This is a genomic window from Streptomyces eurythermus (assembly GCF_014649115.1).
GTDB lineage: Bacteria > Actinomycetota > Actinomycetes > Streptomycetales > Streptomycetaceae > Streptomyces > Streptomyces eurythermus.
In genome coordinates this window covers 285,638-301,500 of sequence record NZ_BMSK01000006.1, presented here as the reverse complement: position 1 = coordinate 301,500, position 15,863 = coordinate 285,638, and the positions used below count along the sequence as shown (strand labels likewise).

At 72.8% G+C, this 15,863-nt stretch carries 15 protein-coding genes; 11 read left to right on the top strand and 4 right to left on the bottom strand.

Features of this window, described 5'->3' with window-relative positions; genetic code table 11:
• Positions 1 to 66: 66 nt before the first annotated feature.
• Together IE251_RS13990 and IE251_RS13985 are read left to right on the top strand one after the other, a co-directional pair.
• The gene (locus tag IE251_RS13990; RefSeq protein WP_189753234.1) at positions 67 to 1,551 is read left to right on the top strand and encodes an alpha/beta hydrolase; all 1,485 of its coding nucleotides are present in this window, start codon (positions 67 to 69) and stop codon (positions 1,549 to 1,551) included.
• 90 nt (positions 1,552 to 1,641) lie between these two features.
• Entirely contained in the window at positions 1,642 to 2,127 is a 486-nt protein-coding gene (locus IE251_RS13985) for a DUF3592 domain-containing protein (RefSeq protein WP_189753233.1), read from the top strand.
• Positions 2,128 to 2,228: 101 nt separating this feature from the next.
• Here IE251_RS13985 and IE251_RS13980 read toward each other — a convergent pair whose 3' ends face one another.
• Positions 2,229 to 3,554 carry a phosphatase PAP2 family protein gene (locus tag IE251_RS13980; RefSeq protein ID WP_229896762.1) on the bottom strand — a complete coding sequence of 442 codons (1,326 nt, stop codon included), beginning with the start codon at positions 3,552 to 3,554 and terminating at the stop codon, positions 2,229 to 2,231.
• Positions 3,555 to 3,856: 302 nt separating this feature from the next.
• On the opposite strand from IE251_RS13980, the gene IE251_RS13975 reads away from it, so the two are divergent.
• Together IE251_RS13975 and IE251_RS13970 are read left to right on the top strand one after the other, a co-directional pair.
• Complete coding sequence (locus IE251_RS13975) at positions 3,857 to 4,225, top strand: thioesterase family protein (protein ID WP_189753231.1); 369 nt, start codon at positions 3,857 to 3,859, stop codon at positions 4,223 to 4,225.
• A gap of 60 nt (positions 4,226 to 4,285) precedes the next feature.
• Positions 4,286 to 4,873, top strand: coding sequence for an antibiotic biosynthesis monooxygenase (locus IE251_RS13970; RefSeq protein WP_189753230.1), 588 nt, complete (start codon positions 4,286 to 4,288; stop codon positions 4,871 to 4,873).
• A gap of 9 nt (positions 4,874 to 4,882) precedes the next feature.
• On the opposite strand, the gene IE251_RS13965 is transcribed toward IE251_RS13970, so the two are convergent.
• Positions 4,883 to 5,293: a nuclear transport factor 2 family protein gene (locus IE251_RS13965; protein ID WP_189753229.1), complete on the bottom strand. Its 411-nt coding sequence runs from the start codon at positions 5,291 to 5,293 to the stop codon at positions 4,883 to 4,885.
• Between the two features lie 88 nt (positions 5,294 to 5,381).
• Here IE251_RS13965 and IE251_RS13960 point away from each other — a divergent pair, with 88 nt between their 5' ends.
• Complete coding sequence (locus IE251_RS13960) at positions 5,382 to 5,822, top strand: MarR family winged helix-turn-helix transcriptional regulator (protein WP_189753228.1); 441 nt, start codon at positions 5,382 to 5,384, stop codon at positions 5,820 to 5,822.
• Between the two features lie 123 nt (positions 5,823 to 5,945).
• Here IE251_RS13960 and IE251_RS13955 read toward each other — a convergent pair whose 3' ends face one another.
• Positions 5,946 to 6,566 carry a TetR/AcrR family transcriptional regulator gene (locus IE251_RS13955; protein ID WP_189753227.1) on the bottom strand — a complete coding sequence of 207 codons (621 nt, stop codon included), beginning with the start codon at positions 6,564 to 6,566 and terminating at the stop codon, positions 5,946 to 5,948.
• A gap of 120 nt (positions 6,567 to 6,686) precedes the next feature.
• On the opposite strand from IE251_RS13955, the gene IE251_RS13950 reads away from it, so the two are divergent.
• Both IE251_RS13950 and IE251_RS13945 read left to right on the top strand, forming a co-directional pair.
• Positions 6,687 to 8,189: an MFS transporter gene (locus IE251_RS13950; protein WP_229896742.1), complete on the top strand. Its 1,503-nt coding sequence runs from the start codon at positions 6,687 to 6,689 to the stop codon at positions 8,187 to 8,189.
• A gap of 170 nt (positions 8,190 to 8,359) precedes the next feature.
• A complete protein-coding gene (locus IE251_RS13945) occupies positions 8,360 to 8,785 on the top strand; it encodes a glutaredoxin domain-containing protein (RefSeq protein ID WP_189753226.1) in 426 nt (141 codons plus the stop codon).
• A 148-nt stretch (positions 8,786 to 8,933) separates the two neighbouring features.
• On the opposite strand, the gene IE251_RS13940 is transcribed toward IE251_RS13945, so the two are convergent.
• Complete coding sequence (locus IE251_RS13940; RefSeq protein WP_189753225.1) at positions 8,934 to 9,488, bottom strand: DoxX family protein; 555 nt, start codon at positions 9,486 to 9,488, stop codon at positions 8,934 to 8,936.
• Positions 9,489 to 10,285: 797 nt separating this feature from the next.
• On the opposite strand from IE251_RS13940, the gene IE251_RS13935 reads away from it, so the two are divergent.
• The 4 genes from IE251_RS13935 to IE251_RS13920 all read left to right on the top strand — a co-directional run bounded on the left by IE251_RS13935 (position 10,286) and on the right by IE251_RS13920 (position 15,846).
• Positions 10,286 to 11,875, top strand: a complete 1,590-nt coding sequence (locus IE251_RS13935) for an MFS transporter (protein WP_189753224.1) — start codon at positions 10,286 to 10,288, stop codon at positions 11,873 to 11,875.
• 249 nt (positions 11,876 to 12,124) lie between these two features.
• The gene (locus IE251_RS13930; protein ID WP_189753223.1) at positions 12,125 to 13,501 is read left to right on the top strand and encodes a hypothetical protein; all 1,377 of its coding nucleotides are present in this window, start codon (positions 12,125 to 12,127) and stop codon (positions 13,499 to 13,501) included.
• A 90-nt stretch (positions 13,502 to 13,591) separates the two neighbouring features.
• On the top strand, positions 13,592 to 14,680 hold the full coding sequence (locus tag IE251_RS13925) for a 4Fe-4S binding protein (RefSeq protein WP_189753222.1): 1,089 nt from the start codon (positions 13,592 to 13,594) through the stop codon (positions 14,678 to 14,680).
• 203 nt (positions 14,681 to 14,883) lie between these two features.
• Complete coding sequence (locus IE251_RS13920; protein WP_189753221.1) at positions 14,884 to 15,846, top strand: CPBP family intramembrane glutamic endopeptidase; 963 nt, start codon at positions 14,884 to 14,886, stop codon at positions 15,844 to 15,846.
• The last annotated feature ends 17 nt before the right edge of the window (positions 15,847 to 15,863 follow it).

The window sequence follows — 15,863 nt, the reverse complement described above, 5'->3', positions numbered from 1 at the left end:
AGGTTGAACCTCCCTCAGGGGGAGTTCCTACGTTACCCGCGACGACCTACTTGTCTGGAGGCGCTGATGTCTGCGTTTGTGCTGGTCTCCGGTCCGTTCACCGACGGGCGGATCTGGGACGCGGTGGTGGGCCGGCTGCGGCACAAGGGTGCCGGGGCGTATCCGGTGTCGCTGGACCTGCGGCCGGAGGCGGACCTGGAGACCCATGTCGAGGACGTGGTCCGGCTGATCGACTCCCTCGATGTGCCGCGGGTCGTGCTGGTCGGTCACGACTACGCCATCCACCCGGTACTGGGCGCGGCCGACCTGCGGCCGGGGCGGGTGGCCCGCGTCGTGTACCTGGACGCCGGGCTGCCGCAGCACGGTGACCCGGCCCTGGACCTCGTACCGGACCCCGAGGTGCATCGGCTGCTGGGGGCCGGTGACGACCCGCGGCCCGTCCCGCCGCCCGGGCCACGGGACTGGCAGCGCTGGGGCAGCACCGAGGGCCTCACGGCGGACCAGCTGGAGTTCCTGAGCACCCTGGCCGTCGCCCAGCCGCCGCGCACGCTGACCCAGCCGCTGCGGCTGACCGGCGCGGCGGCGGACGTGCCGGTCAGCGCGGTCCTGTGCACGGCCGGAGGGACGACCATCGAGGGGATCCAGGAGCTGGTGCGCGTCGGCCCGCCGCAGCTGCGGAAGCTCGCCGACCCGCGGGTGGGCTTCTTCGAGCTGGCCACCGGCCACTGGCCGATGCTGTCCAGTCCGCGGGAGCTGACCGAGGTGCTGTGCCGTGCCGCCGCGGACGAGGGTCACAGGCTGACCCCGCCCGAGGGCGATCCCGCCTTCCTGCGTCCGTTCCTGCTGGACGTCCCGGAGCGGCCACGGGTGCGGACCGGCCACGTGGACCTGCACCTGCCGGAACCGGGGGAAGCCGACGCGCCCCGGCCGGCGGTGCTGTTCGTGCACGGCGGCCCGCTGTCGCCGGACGTCGTCCCGGCGCCCCGCGACTGGCCGTTCTACCTCGGCTACGCCCGCTTCGCGGCGAGCCTGGGCGCGGTGGGCGCCGTCGTGGAGCACCGCCTGCACGGCCTCACCGCCTATCCGCGGGCCGCGGACGATGTGACCGGGGCCGTCGAGCTGCTGCGGGCCGACCCGCGCGTGGACCCGGAGCGCATCGCCCTGTGGTTCTTCTCGGGCGCCGGGCTGCTCGTCACCGACTGGCTCACCGCCCCGCCGAAGTGGCTGCGCTGCGTCGCCCTGACCTATCCCGTCCTCGCCCCGCTGCCCGGCTGGGATGCCGTCTCCCCGCGCTTCCGCCCGGCCGAGGCGCTCCGGGCCGACGGGGCTCAGCCGCCGCCGCTCCTGCTCACCCGGGCGGGCCTGGAGACCCCGCAGATCGCCGTCACGGTCGAACGGTTCCTGGGCGCGGCCGAGGAGTCCGGGGCCCCGGTCGAGATCATCGACGTACCGCACGGCGGCCACGGCTTCGAGGTGCACGGCCCGACGGAGGAGTCCCGGGGGGCGGTCATCCGCGCCATGGGTACGGTGCTCTCCCACCTGGGGGTCTGACGCCGAAGGGTCCCGCTCACGGTGCCGGGCGCCGCCGGCTCTTCGGGGGTGTACTAGCGTTCCTCCGGCTTCGGATCCGGTGAAAGGAACATGGTGCAGGTTCAGGTGCGCGGGCGGGCCGCCCGCCGGTGGGTCGCGTTCGGGTTGATCGCGTTCGGATCGCTGTTCTTCGTCATCGGGGTGGTCCTGGCGGGGATGTCGGTCTCGTTCCTGACGGACGCGGAGCGCGCCAGCGGCACGGTGGTGGCCCTGGAGTGGCGGACCGACCACGGCGGCACCTCACGCAGGAACCGGGGGGACGACCGGCCCGCGGCGTATCCGGTGGTCGAGTTCACATCGCGGGACGGGACGCGGACGACCTTCCAGGACTCCACGGGTTCCAATCCGCCGGCCTACGAGAAGGGCGAGCGGGTCGAGGTGCTGTACCGCGCCGGCTCCCCCGAGGACGCGCGGATCGACGGCTTCGCCTCGCTGTGGCTGCTGCCGCTGATCTTCGGCGGGCTGGGGCTGCTGGTCGCGGGGGCCGGGACGGTCGTCGCGATCGTGACGCGGAGGCGTTCGACGGTCGTGCGCTGACCGCGGCGACCGCCAGGGTCGGTGGTCCGGCCGGCGGCGGTCGTCGTCGCCGTGGTCCCGGTGCCGACCCCGGGCTCGTGCGTCCGGTGCCGCGCCATGGCTCACACCGGTTCGGGCTGCGGCTCCGGTCGGGGCGCCGGCACGGGCTTCGGTTCCCACCGGGAGGTGGTCCTCAGGTAGCCGTAGATCACCGAGAGCATCGCGAGAATCACCAGCGGCCCGAACAGCCAGGGAAGCCGGGCCATCTCCATGGGCAGATAGCGGTACGCCAGCAGGAGCGCCACGAAGACCGTCGTGCCGTGGGCGACCAGGCGTGTACCCGACCGGTCCCAGCCCCGTGCCTGCGAGCGCAGCGCGCCCTCGATCGTGAGCGTGAACACCACGCCGGCCACGATGTCGGCGCCGTAGTGGTAGCCGAATCCCAGGGTCGCGGCGAGCGTGGCGACCAGCCAGAAGGCGCCTCCGTACCGCAGGATTCGCGGGCCCTTGCGGGAGTGGATGAAAATGGCGGTGGCCCAGGCCGTGTGCAGGCTGGGCATGCAATTGCGGGGGGTGATCCCGTCGTACAGCATCGGGTGCGGTGTGGTGATCGGCGTCGGTGTGTGCGGCCACAGGTTGGCCGCCGCCCACTCCAGACCGCCGGTGCCGGAGGCGCCCGGGCCGTAGGCGAAGATCGGTCCGACCACGGGGAAGATCATGTAGATGCCCGGGCCGAGCAGGCCGATCACCAGGAAGGTGCGCACCAGGTGGTGGCGCGGGAAGCGGCGCTCGGTCGCCACGTTGCGCAGCTGGTACAGGGCGACGACGACCGCGGCCACGGCGAGCTGCGCGTAGACGTAGTCGAGCAGGTGCGTGCCGACCGGGCCGCTGGCGTTCACCAAGCGGCCGACCAGCCACGACGGGTTGCCCAGCGCGTGGTCGGCGGTCGCCACGTACTGATCGAGCACGGTCGGCCGGCTCTTCGACGTGATGAGCAGCCAGGTGTCGCCGGTCTTGCGGCCGGCCATGAGCAGCAGGCCCAGTGCGACGCCCTTGAGCAGAAGGGCGCGCTCCTGTCCCGTGCGGCGGGTGACGGCGATGACCGCGCAGCCCAGGAGCACCCAGAACGCGCCGTTGCCGAAGGGGTGGCCCTCGTCGAAGTCGTAGTGGTAGCCGGACGCCCATCGCACCAGCAGGAACACGACGTCGATGCCGACCGCGACACCGGCGGCGACGAGCCGTTGCCGCCAGGTGAGCACCACCATCATCAGGCCCATGCTGGCGTACAGCAGGAATCCGGATTTGGGTGGATAGATCAGCTCTCGCGCCTCGGTGGCGAGCGGTCCCCGCAGACCGTAGTGCTGTGCGGTGATCTCCAGTGCGACCAGGAAACCGAGAGTCGCCACAGCCGCCGCGGCCCAGAAGATCACCCGTGGTCGGCGCCACAGGGGGGCCTCGGTTCCGCCCTTTATTCGGGTACGTACCCGTGTTGGTATAGGTATCAATTCTCTGGCCGATTTGTTAGGTTTTGTCTATTTAGGTGATTATCCGCGCCGGATAGCACGGTTTTCTGTGAATGACGAGCGTTGGGTGCGCTCGTCATGAGTTCGATCATGTTAGCCGAGTGGTGCGGCCGGGGTTTGCCTCTTACAGGCCGTCTTCCGCTTTTCTCGCGAGGGTGATCTCCGTGCTTCCTGCCGGCCAGAGGGGAGGCGACCTGTTCGCGTACGCACGGCGATAGCGTGGTGCCATGGACCACGAGGTGACCGATACCGACACCGCCGTGGTGATGGGCAGCGGCGATGTGCCGGTGCTGTCCACCCCGCGACTGATCGCGTGGCTGGAGGCGGCGACCGTGCGGGCCGCCGCGCCGTTCACCGGGGCCGGCCAGACGACCGTGGGGACCGCCATTCGCGTCAGGCACCTGCGCGCCTCCCGCGTGGGTGCGCGGGTGCGGGTGAACGCCGAGCCGCCGTCGGTGGACGGCCGGCGCCTCACCTTCCCGGTCCGGGCCGTCGACGACTCCGGCCGGCTCGTCGCGACCGGCGAGATCGACCGGGCCGTCGTCGACCGCGAACGGTTCCTCTCGGGGTTGACCGCACGGAAAGAGGATCACTGAAGGGGGATACGGAACCCGGCCTTGACCTCAAGGGCACTTGAGGTACGAGGGTCGTGCTTCATGACGACACGCTTGCAGGACCTCCAGCACCCTTCCGCCGGCACGACATTGATGAGCGAGTGGCTCACCGGGACCGCCGAGCGGTCCCGCACGGCCGCCGACGCCCTGCTCCACGAGTGGGCGGCGGCACCGGCGCCCTCCGGGCGGCTGGCGCAGCACGTCTTCCTCTCCCTGGACGGCACCGGCCTCTTCTTCTACGCGCAGTGGACCAGCGACGAGGAGCACCTGGCCTGGGCCCGCGCCCGGCGCACCGAGGTCGTCAGCCGCGTCGACGCGCTGGTGCCCGGCATCGAGCGTCCCGGGCTGGTCCGCACGCGCCTCGCCCGCAGTGTCGTCCACGACGCGCGGCGGCCGGCCGGCCTCATCACCGTGCGCACGGTGGTAGCCGGCGACGTGGAGACCGCGACCGCCCCGGCACCGGGCCTGCTCGCGGCGCACCTCCATGTGACGTCCGACGGTGAGCGGACCGTCGTCGTCACGGAATGGGCCGACGCCGCCTCCCAGGAAGCCGCCGCGGGAGGCGAGGCGGGCGTCAAGCGCTACACGCATGCCCACTCGTTCGTCGACCACGCCGGGCCACGGACCTGACGCGTCCGGTCAGCGCTCGTGCGTCCAGGCGAGCGTGATGCGCAGGTCGCCGATCCGCCAGCCCGCCGGCGTCCGTACGGTGGTGCAGGACACGCGCAGGCCGCTGGTGCGGTGGGGCGGTTCGCCGTCCCGGTAGAAGTACACGAGCTGGTTCGCGGTGGCCTCCGCCCGGTCACCGTCCACCCGCACCAGCACGTCTCCGTGGACGTGCTGGGTGTTCTCCCCCTCCACCCGGCTGCGCCTCAGGTGAGCGGTCACCTCGTCGAGGCCGTGCAGCTCGGCGCGCGGTGAACGCACCGTGATGTCGTGGTGGTAGACCGTGGATATGTCCCCGTGACGGCCTTCGTCCAGCAGACGGGCCAGGCGGGCGAGCAGTTCGGCGATCTCGACGCGATCGGCGGTCGGGGCAGCGGTGGGCATGGCGCCTCCTTGGATGGCCTCGCCAATGTTGGTGTGACCAACACTAGCCACAAGTGTTGGTCACGCCAACATGGTTAGAGTGGTCACCATGGAAGAGATCCCCGAGCGCCTGACGGAGCGGCCGAGCTGGCTGATCACCCAACTGGCCGTGCACGCCCGCAAGCTGGTGTTCGACGGATTCACCTCCGTCGGGGCGCGCGGGTACCACTACCGCATCCTGGCGGCCCTGCACGAGTACGGGCCCGCGAGCCAGGCGGAGTTGGGGCGTCGGTGCCGCATCGACCGCAGTGATGTGGTGGCGGCCGTCAACGAACTGGTCGCGCAGGGCTTCGTCGACCGGACGCCGGACCCGGACCACGGGCGGCGCAACAAAGTGACCCTCACCGGCGCCGGCGCCCGGCAGTTGCGCCGCATGGACAAGGTGCTCGACCAGGTGCAGGACGATCTGCTCGGACCGCTGCCAGCGGAGGACCGGCAGACCCTGACCCGCCTGCTCACCCACGTCCTCGCCCGGCACGAACCGCGCTGACGGCCCGGGCGCGCCACGGCCGGGACCGCCGGCGCGCCGCTCTTGTTCAGAACCGCCGGCGGAGGGTGGTCCCCGCCCCGCCGCATTCCAGGCGTCCGCCGGCCGGCGTAGAGCCGACGGAGCCTAGGCGGCGCAGGTGAGGGCGTCGGGGATCAGGGCGAAGGTCCGCTCGATGAGGTCCGTCAGGCCGTCGCGGCCCCCCTGGCCGCCCTGAGCCGTCCAGCGCAGGCACGCCGTGCGCCAGGAGGCGACGAAGATCTCCACGGTGAGCCGCAGACACGTGTCATCCACGCCGGCGCCGGAGCGGCCGGCCAGTGTCTCGACCATGGCCCGGGTGGTGTCCTGGCAGTACCCCAGGCTGTGCGACTGCAGCACGGGAACGGACTCCGACAGCTCACGGGTGGCCAGGAACCGGCGTTCCCAGTCCGGGTCCATGTCCTCCAGGGTGGCGTTCAGGGCCGCCCGGAGCGCTTCGAGAAGCGGGCCGTCCAACCTCGCGACGGCCACGCGGTCCAGATACGCCGACCACAGGTCGCTGTCGGCGGCGAGCGCGACGTCCTCCTTGGACCGGTAGTTCCGGAAGAAGGTCCGCTTGGACACCTCCACCGCGTCGCACAGGTCGTCGAGCGTGGTGGCGTCATAGCCGCGTTCGGTGAACAGACGGAGCGCGGTCTCGGCCAGGGCTCGGCGCGTGCGCAGCTTCTTCCGTTCCCGTAGCGGCAGTTCGCGCAGATCGTCACTCACGGCATGAGCCTACCACCCGGACGCGGTTGCCCTTTGACAGCTAATGCCACTCAGTGGCACTGTCGCCCAAGTGGCCATTCGGTGCCACTTCTTGCCCGTCTCCTGAAGGAGCCCTCCGTCGTGACTACCGTTTCCACGGGCCGCTCACGTCCGGCGATCACGCTGGCCGTGGTCTTACTCGCCTTCGCCACCGTGCCGATGTCCATCTCCGGAGCGGCCGTCGCACTGCCCGGCATCGGTGAGGACCTGCACACCGCGGGCGCGCCCCTGCAATGGGTCATGAACGCCTACAACCTGACGTTCGCCTCGTTCATGCTGGTCGCCGGGTCCGCGGCCGACCTGGTCGGGCGCCGGCGGGCCTTCGCGACGGGGTCGGCGGTGTTCGCCGCCGGTTCGCTCGCCGCGGCGGTCGCACCCGGTGTCGTCCTGCTGGACCTCGCCCGCGCCCTGTCGGGAATCGGCGCGGCCGGGGTGTTCGCCAGCGGTGGCGCGATCCTGGCCACGGCCTTCGACGGTGCCGCCCGCACCCGCGCCTTCGCGGCCCTCGGCAGTGCCGCCGGCGTCGGGCTGGCGGTGGGGCCGACCCTGTCCGGCTGGCTGGTCGGCACGCTCGGCTGGCGCGCCACGTTCGGACTGCACGCGGCCCTGCTCGCCGTGGCGTTGACGGGCGTCGGCTTCGTCGCCGAGTCCCGCGCCCCGCACCGTCCCCGGCTGGACGCGACGGGCGCGCTGGTGTTCGTCGCGGGCCTCGGCCTGCTCGTCCTGGGCGCGGTCCAGGGCCCGCAATGGGGCTGGACGAGCCCCGGCGTGGCGGCGCTGCTCGCCGGCGGCGCGGGTCTGCTGGTGCTGTTCGTCGTCCTCCAGTCGCGTTCCGCGGCCCCCGTCCTCGATCTGACGCTGGTGCGCAACCGCCGCTTCTTCGCGTTGTGCATGGTGCCCGTGGTGTCGACGTTCGGCTTCGTGACGCTGCTGACGTACCTGCCCACCTATCTCGTGGGGGCGAGCGGCTTCTCCGCCCAACGCGCGGGAACGGTCCTGCTGTTGATGACCGCGCCGGTGCTGCTGGCCCCGCCGCTGTCCGGGGGCCTGGTCAACCGGGGCGTGTCCCCCCGTACGCTGATCACGTTGTCCTTGCTGATGTTCGCCGGCGGGAACGCGTGGCTCACCGTGATCAGCCCCGGCGGTTCCCTCGCCGCGATCGCCGGCCCGCTGCTGATGACCGGGCTGGGCGCGGGGGTGTCGTTCGGCGTGGGCGACGGTGCGGCGATGAGCCTCGTCGAGCCCAAACAGGCGGGTATGGCCACCGGGTTCCTCAACACCATGCGCATCGGCAGCGAGGCCATCGTCATCGCCGTGTACGGCGCGGTCCTGGTCAGTCTCATCGAAACCCGCGTCGGATCACGGGAACTGGCGGCGAGGGTGGCCGCGGGCGACGTGTCCGGCGGTGGCCCGGCCGTGCTGGCCGACGGCTTCACCCACGCCCTGCGCCTCGCCCTGTACGGAACGGCCGCGGTGTGCGCGATCGGCGCGGTGGCCATCTTCGCCGCACTGGCCCCGCCGCGCCGGACCACCGCGGCACCCCTCCCTCCCGAGCCCGCCCGGCAGCCCACGAAGGCGGCCTGACCGGCCCCGGAGAGACATTGCCGGGATCGGCCCGCACCCACCCGAAGTCCTTCGGAGCGGTGCGGGCCGCTCCGCGTCACACCAGGGCGAATCGCGCTCGGGTCGGTGGTGGCCACGGGGAACACCGGTCTGGGCCCGCTCAACTCGCCCTGCCGATAGGCTGCCTGATCATGATGCGTGCCTGGTTGCTGCCCCTCCTGTTCGTCGGCTGTGGCTCGCTCGTCGCGGCTGTGCGGGCCGTGGACGGGTCCGCCGGAGCGGGTGTCGCGGTGTGGCTGGTGTTCGCGCTGCTCGCGGTCACGCACTCCCCGCTGGTGTTTCCGCGGCCGGTCGGCGCGGTGGAGGCGCGGGAGCGCGGTGCGGTCGACGGCCGGCCGATCGTCTACTGGCGGGCGGGGTGCAAGTACTGCCTGCGTCTGCGGTTCCGGCTGGGCCGGGACGCCCGTCGGCTGCACTGGGTCGACATCTGGCGCGATCCGGCGGGCGCGGCGGCGGTGCGGGCCGTCAACGGTGGTGCCGAGACCGTGCCGACCGTGGTGGTGGCGGGCCGGCCGTACGTCAACCCCGACCCACGATGGGTGCGCGCCCAGCTCTGATCGGCACGCGTGGTGCTGCCGGCCGGCAGCGGTGTGACTACGCCGGGCAGTGGTGTGAGTACGCCGGCAGCAGGGCGAGTACGTCGTGCGGCCGCCGGTCTCGGTCAGGCCGGTGACCCGCCGGAAGCAGGCGCCCGGCAGCCGGCCTTCACAGGATCAGTGCGATCGCGGCGCCGATGCCTCCCAGTACCAGGGCGACACCCGCTTCGGGCCAGCCGCCGCTGCGCCAGGGGAAGAAGCGGTCGAGAGCCAGCCGGCCCGGGCCGGTCGCGGCCACGGTCAGGGCGACGACGGCGATGGCCACGTTGTACTCGACGCCGCCGTCCGCGTCCCACAGGCCGTTCGCCCAGGTCACCGTCGCCATCGCGTTGATCATCACTCCGATCAGCGCGGCGGCCGCGAGCGGGGTGAGAAGTCCGACGGCCAGACCGAGGCCGCCGAGGAACTCGGAGAGGCCGGCGATCACCGCGAACACCTTCCCCGGGTGATAGCCGAGGCCGGCGAATCCCTTGCCGGTGGCCGTCAGTCCCGGTCCACCGAAAAGGCCGAACAGTTTCTGGGCGCCGTGGGCCGCCATGAGGAGCCCGAAGGTCAGTCTGAGGAGGAGAAGCCCCCAGTCACCGGCGGTCACCCCGGGTGCGAGGGTCCGCCGTGCGGCTGTCTGCGTGGCAGTCGAGGACCGGTCCGTGTCGCGCTTGGTCATCTGAGTGCTCCGGTACGGACGCACGAGCAGGAGTTGTCGCATGCCGGCCCGGTCAGGCGCCGGCTCACCGGTAGGCGGTACGGCCCGCGCCGCGGTCGCAGCGGTGAACCGCCCCTATCGATCCTACGCAAGAAAGAGGGAACCGACCCTGGGCAGAATTGCCCCGGGAGAACAGGCCGTCGTCATGACCGTGATCGTATTTGTCCCGTACGGCACATGGTCCGATCACTCGCGATCAACGCACCTGCCATTGCGGCATCTTGTCCGATCATCCGCATGATGCCCGCCAGGGGTACGCGCCTCACCTCTGTCAGTGATCTTCGCCGTCATCGGACCTCGTTCCGGCGTGGAACGCGTACCTTTTGCCAGGTGATCGCAGTCCTTTTCCCCGGGCGAGGCGCCCATCAGTCCGGTTCGGGCACGGAATTCCCCGGACGACATCCGGAGCTCGCCCACCGCGCCCGGCGGGAAGGGTACGGCTGCTCCGGCCGTCCCGCCCGGGCTTTCGACCGGGTACCGCGGCTCCTCGCCGAGCGGGTCGGCTGACCGGATCCACCGGAACCGATCCGCCCCACGGGACCCGACCCACCAACCGAACCCACCCGACCCGCCCACCGCCCGGATCCGCCCGGCCCGATCCGCCGAAACCGAATCCGCCCGGCGCATTCCACCGGACCGGAGGCCGCCCGGCCCGATCCGCCGAAACCGAATCCGCCCGGCCCGCTCCACCGGCCCGGAACCGCTTGGCCCGCTCCACCGACTCCTGTCCCCGCCCCTCTCCCCGTCTGGACGACGCCATGTCCCTGCCGCGTACCGGTCCGCCCTCGCCCGCCGTCGCCGCCGAGCCCAGATCCCGGCGCTGCCGCCCCGGTGCCGTGCTCGTCGTCGAGTCCGTGGCCGTCTTCATGGTCATGCTCGACAACCTCGCGATGAACAACGCGCTGCCGGACATCGGCAGGGACCTGGCCGTGGGCGTCGGCGGCCTGGAGTGGGTCGTGGCCTCGTACACGCTGGTCCTGGCGGCCTTCCTGCTGCCGGGCAGCATCGTCGGGGAGCGGCTCGGGCGGCGCCGGCTGTTCCTCGCGGGACTGGCCGCGTTCACCCTGGGGTCGCTGCTCGGGGCCACGGCGGACAGCTGGGCGACGCTCGTCACCGGCCGGGTCGTCCAGGGCGCGGGAGGCGCGGCGCTGCTGCCGTCCAGCGCGGCACTGCTGCGACAGGTCTTCCCCGAGGACGCCTCCCGGGCCCGGGCGCTGGGGCTGCGCGGTGCCGCGTCCGGCCTGGGGCTCGCCCTGGGCCCGGTGATCGGCGGTCCGCTCGTGGAGCGGTTCGGCTGGCAGAGCGTGCTGTTCATCAACGTGCCGATCGGCGTGGGCCTGCTGCTGTTCGGCGCGTTCTTCCTGCCGTACGCGCCGCCGTGCCGCAGCCGTCCCTGGGACCTGCCCGGACAGGCGCTGGCGGCCGTCGGTGTCGGCGGGCTGATCTTCGCGCTCATCCAGGGTCCGTCGGAGGGCTGGACCGACCCGGCCGTCCTCGCCGGGTTCACCGCGGCCGGGCTGGCGCTGCCCGCCCTGCTGGCCGTGGAGGCGCGCGCCGCCGAGCCGATGATCGATCTGTCCTTCTTCCGCGACCGGCTCTGCGCGGTGGCCGCGCTGGCCGGTTTCTCCACGAGCCTGGCCCTGTTCGGAGCGATCTTCTTCCTGTCGCTGTACCTCCAGTACATCCTCGGCTGGTCGCCGGCCGGCGCCGGCCTCGTCTTCCTGCTGGCGTCCGCGTTCATCGTGGTCACCGGCCCCGTCGCGGGCAGGCTGTCCGCGCGCCGGGGCGCCTTCCGGCCGCTGCTGATCGGCGTCACGCTGTGCCCGCTCGCGCTGGCGGGGCTCGCCGGGTACGGGGAGCACGCGCGCTACGCCCAGTACTGCTGGGTCCTGCCGGTCATCGGGGTGTGCGTGAGCCTGACCTTCGTACCGGTCAACGTCATCGTCGTGCAGCGGGTACGCGGACCACGGGCCGGCATGGCCACCGCGATCGCCGAGACGCTGCGCGAACTCGGCGGTGTGACCGGCGTGGCGGCGCTCGGGGCGGTGCTCAACTCCCGGATGCGGGAGTCGTTCCTGCGCCAGGCGGAGGCCGTCCTCCCGGCGGACCAGGCGACCGCGCTGGCCGACCGTGCCCTGGCCCACGGGCCGGCGGCGGCGCTCGCCGGTCCGGGCGCCGGTGCGGTGCGCCGCTGGTTCCATGCCGCGTTCCTCGACGGTCTGCACGCGGCGCTGTACACGGGGGCCGCGGGCACGGCCGTGGTGGCGGTGTGCACCTACCTGATGGTCCGCACGCCGACGACGGCGCCGGCCGACGAGCCGGGCGGGCTGGTACGGCCGACGGCGTAGCCCGCGCGGGCACGGGGCCGAACGCTCCCGCAGGCTGGGAAGCGGAGAGGGGCGGACGGCCCTGTGTGGCCCTCTGCGGCCGACGGCGCAACCCGTGCGGGCACGAACCCGGGCGCTCCCGCACGATGGGAAGCGGAGCGAGACGGACGAGCCGCACGGCCCCGATGACACCCTGCGCGGCCCCACGACGCAAGCCGCACGGGCACGACGCCCGACGCTCCCGCACGATGGAAGCGGAGGGAGGCGGACGTGGCGAGCGCCCCGGATGTGACCCTGTGCGATCTGTGGTCCCGGCTGCCCGGCGGGGCCCGCTCGGAGTCGCTGCGCCGTGCCGCCGAGGCGGACTGGTGGGTTCTCGACGCGCTGCCGGGCCGGTGGGAGGCGCTGCGCCCGCTGGTCTTCGCCGCGGTGGACTACCAGCGGTTCGGCGAGCTGGCGGCGGGCGTGCTGCGGTGCGCGCTCCTCGCCTGCCGGCGCCGGGCCGGGACCGCCGGCGAGCTGTGCCGGGCGCTGGACGACCACCGTGAGCCGCGGCTCCTGGACCCGGCGCAGCGGCTGTCCGACCCCGCGCTGCTGCGCATGGCCCGCCCCGACGCGCTGGTGGCCGGGGGCAGGCCCTGGTTCGTGGAACTGAACGCCGGCCCCAACATCTACGGCGTTCCGGGCCTGGAGCGACGGAGTGCCGCCTTCGCCCGCGACTGGCCGGACGGCACGCCGGCCGAGGAGCCGCCGTCGACCCTGCGCGCCAGAGCGCTGGCCCTCGCCGGAGCGGTACCGGCGCCGGTGCCGGACGGCGGGCGCCGCCGGGTGCTGGTGCCGACCTGGCGGGCGACCTCGGGCATCGCGGCGAAGCTGGGCGACGCCGGCGCGCTGCGCCGCTATCTGCGGCCGGCCGCGCAGGCCGCGGAGGCGGTGGGGCTGGAGGTGACGGTCGCGGATCTGTCCGAGGTGCGCGGTGGCGCCGACGGACTGTGGGTGGGCGGGGACCGCGTCGATGTGCTCTTCAATCAGTTCGCCGGTTCCGTGGTGGCGGACACGGCGGCCCTCGGGGTGCTGGGCGAGGCGGTACGGGCCCGGAGCGTGCGGTTGTTCGTGCCGGAAGCGGCGTGTCTGCTCAGCGCCAAGCAGGTGCTGGCCTGGATGCACGAGGATCTGGACCTGTACACGCCCTCCGACCGGGCGCTGGTCCTGGGGCATGTGCCGTGGACGGCGTGGCTGGGCCCCGGGCAATCCGCCGAACGGCGCCGGCACGTCCTGGCGCGCGCCGCGCGGGAGCGGGCCGGTCTCGTCGTCAAACCGTCGCGCGGCCACGGCGGTACGGGCTTCGTCGCCGGCGCCGAGGTCTCCGCAGGTGACTGGGTCGACCTGCTGGCGCGGCGGTCCCTCGAGGAGACGCTGGTCCTGCAGCGCCGGATCGTGCCGGACACCACGTGGATGCGCTTCCGGAGCGTCGACGGCGCGCGGGAGACGGCCCGGGTGCCGTTCGTCGTCTCCCCGTTCCTGCTCAACGGCCGTACGGCGGGCGCCTACATCCGTCACGCGAGCCCCGGGACGGCCCCCGGTGCGCCGGTGAACACCGCGGCGGGAGCGGTCTCCAGCACGGTGCTGCTGCTCCCGGGCCCGTGACGCCGGTCACCCGGGGACGGGGATCTTGCCGACCGGTCCCTTCTCCCGGCATAGTGAGTTTGAAAATCCAACTCACAGGGAGGGTGTCGGATGCGCGAGTCACATGCCACGGAGGGAGCCGGGCGGCCGAAACTGCCCGCGAAGCTCGCCGGCCATCCGTCCGTCCGGGCCGTCCTCGCGCGCCGTGACTCCGAAGCGGCGGACGGGCCCCCGCCGGTGATCGACGCGGAGTGGCTGCGGGAGCTGTGTCTCGCCGCCGGTGCCGACGACGCGGCCGCGGTGAGCCTCGACCACCCGGACCTCGCCGGGGAACGCGAGCACGCGCTGGCCGCCCTGCCGGGCACCCGCACCCTCGTCTCGCTCGTGGTGCGGATGAACCGCGACAACTACCGCTCGCCCGCCCGCAGCGTGGCGAACCAGGAGTTCCACCAGGCCGACGAGCAGATCAACCACGCCGCCCGGGCGGTCACCCGGGCCCTGCAGGACGCCGGCTACCGCGCGCTGAACCCGTCGGCCGGCTTCCCGCAGGAGATGGAACGGTTTCCGGGCCGTCTGTGGGTGGTGGCGCACAAGACGGTCGCCGTGGCGGCGGGCCTCGGTGTGATGGGGCTGCACCGCAACGTCATACACCCGAAGTTCGGCACCTTCGTCCTGCTGGCCACCGTGCTGGTGGACGCGGAGGTGAGCGCGTACGGGCAGCCCCTGGACCACAACCCCTGCATCGACTGCAAGTTGTGTGTCGCCGCCTGCCCCATCGGCGCCCTCACGAAGGACGGCGACTTCGACTTCCTTGCCTGCGCCACGCACAACTACCGGGAGTTCATGAGCGGGTTCACCGACTGGGTGCAGACGGTGGCGGACAGCGCGGACGCCGCCGACTTCCGCTCCCGCGTCACCGATCCCGAGAACGCGTCGATGTGGCAGAGCCTGGCGTTCAAGCCGAACTACAAGTCCGGTTACTGCGTGGCCGTATGCCCTGCCGGGGAGGACGTCCTCGGCCCCTACCTCGACGACCGCAAGGGGTTCATGGACACGGTGCTGCGCCCGCTCCAGGAGAAGACCGAGACCCTGTACGTCCTGCCGGACTCCGACGCGCGGCGGTACGCGGAGCGCCGCTTCCCGCACAAGCCCGTCAAGGAGGTCACCGGCGGCTGGCGGCCCCGCCCCCGGGAGTCCTGAAGTCGCCTCACGGACCCTCGTGACGGACCCCGTCACGAAGCCCCCCGTTCAAGCGCCGTCTGGGTGCCGCAGGCCGGTGCCGGTCCCGTGAACGGTCTCCCCTAGGGTGGGAAAGCCCCCGGCCGGGGTGGTGTCAGGGCCACCACCGACACGCACCCCAGGCCCATCCCGCGCCGCCGCACGGCCCCGTAGCGTCCCCGTGCATGACGCTCTCCACCAGTGCCCTGCCCCTCGTGAAGGGGCGGCGCGGCCTCTTGGTCTACCTCGGTGTCGCCTACCTCGGCATGTGGGCGGCCATGTCACCGCTGCTGCTCGGCGGTTACCACCGCGGCGACGCACGGGAGGAGACCGGTGCGCTGCAGGAGGTGTGCATCGCCGCCGCGATGCTCACACCCGCCCTCGCCGCGATCCTCGTCGTCCGCCGGATCGAGCGCGGCGGCCGGGTCCGGGACGCGCTCGCCCTGCGGTGGCCGAGACCGTGGGGGCGTACCGCGCGGGCCTGCATGGTGGCCTTCGCCGTGCCCTGCGGGCTCACCGCGGCCGCCCTCGCCCTGGGCACCCTGGCCGGCCGCTACCCGTTCGGCGGCGTGCACTGGAGCGGGCTCGGCGGCTGGGCGGCCGGGGCCGTGCCGGGCATGCTGGTGTGGCTCCCGCTGTTCTTCGGCGAGGAACTGGGCTGGCAGGGGTATCTCTTCCCACGGCTCGCGGGGGACGGCGGCCGCCGGAGCCTGGTGCGGGCGTACGCGGTCACCGGCGCGGCCTTCGCCCTGTGGCATCTGCCCACGCTGCTGATGGGCGGCCAGTACCCGGGCCGGCCCTGGTATGTGTCGGTGCCCGCCATGCTGGTGAGCTGCGTCCTCATCCTGCCGGTCTTCACATGGCTGCGGCTGCGGTCGGGGTCGGTGGTGCCGGCCGTCATCGGGCACGCGTTCGTGAGCTCGATGAGTGTCGGCATGGTCAAGGAGTTCGCCGATCCCACGGCGGCCCTCGATCCGCTGCACATGGGCTTGACCGGCTGGCCCGGCTGGATCGTCACCGGCACGTTCGTCGCGTTCCTGGCGCTGACCGGCCGCCTCCGTCCCTCGTTCCACGCGAGCGGCCGTACCGGCGAACTCCCCGCGGGCCACGTGGATCCCCGTTCCGAGCAGACCGCCCGCTCCCGCTGACGCGGCGGCTCGTACCC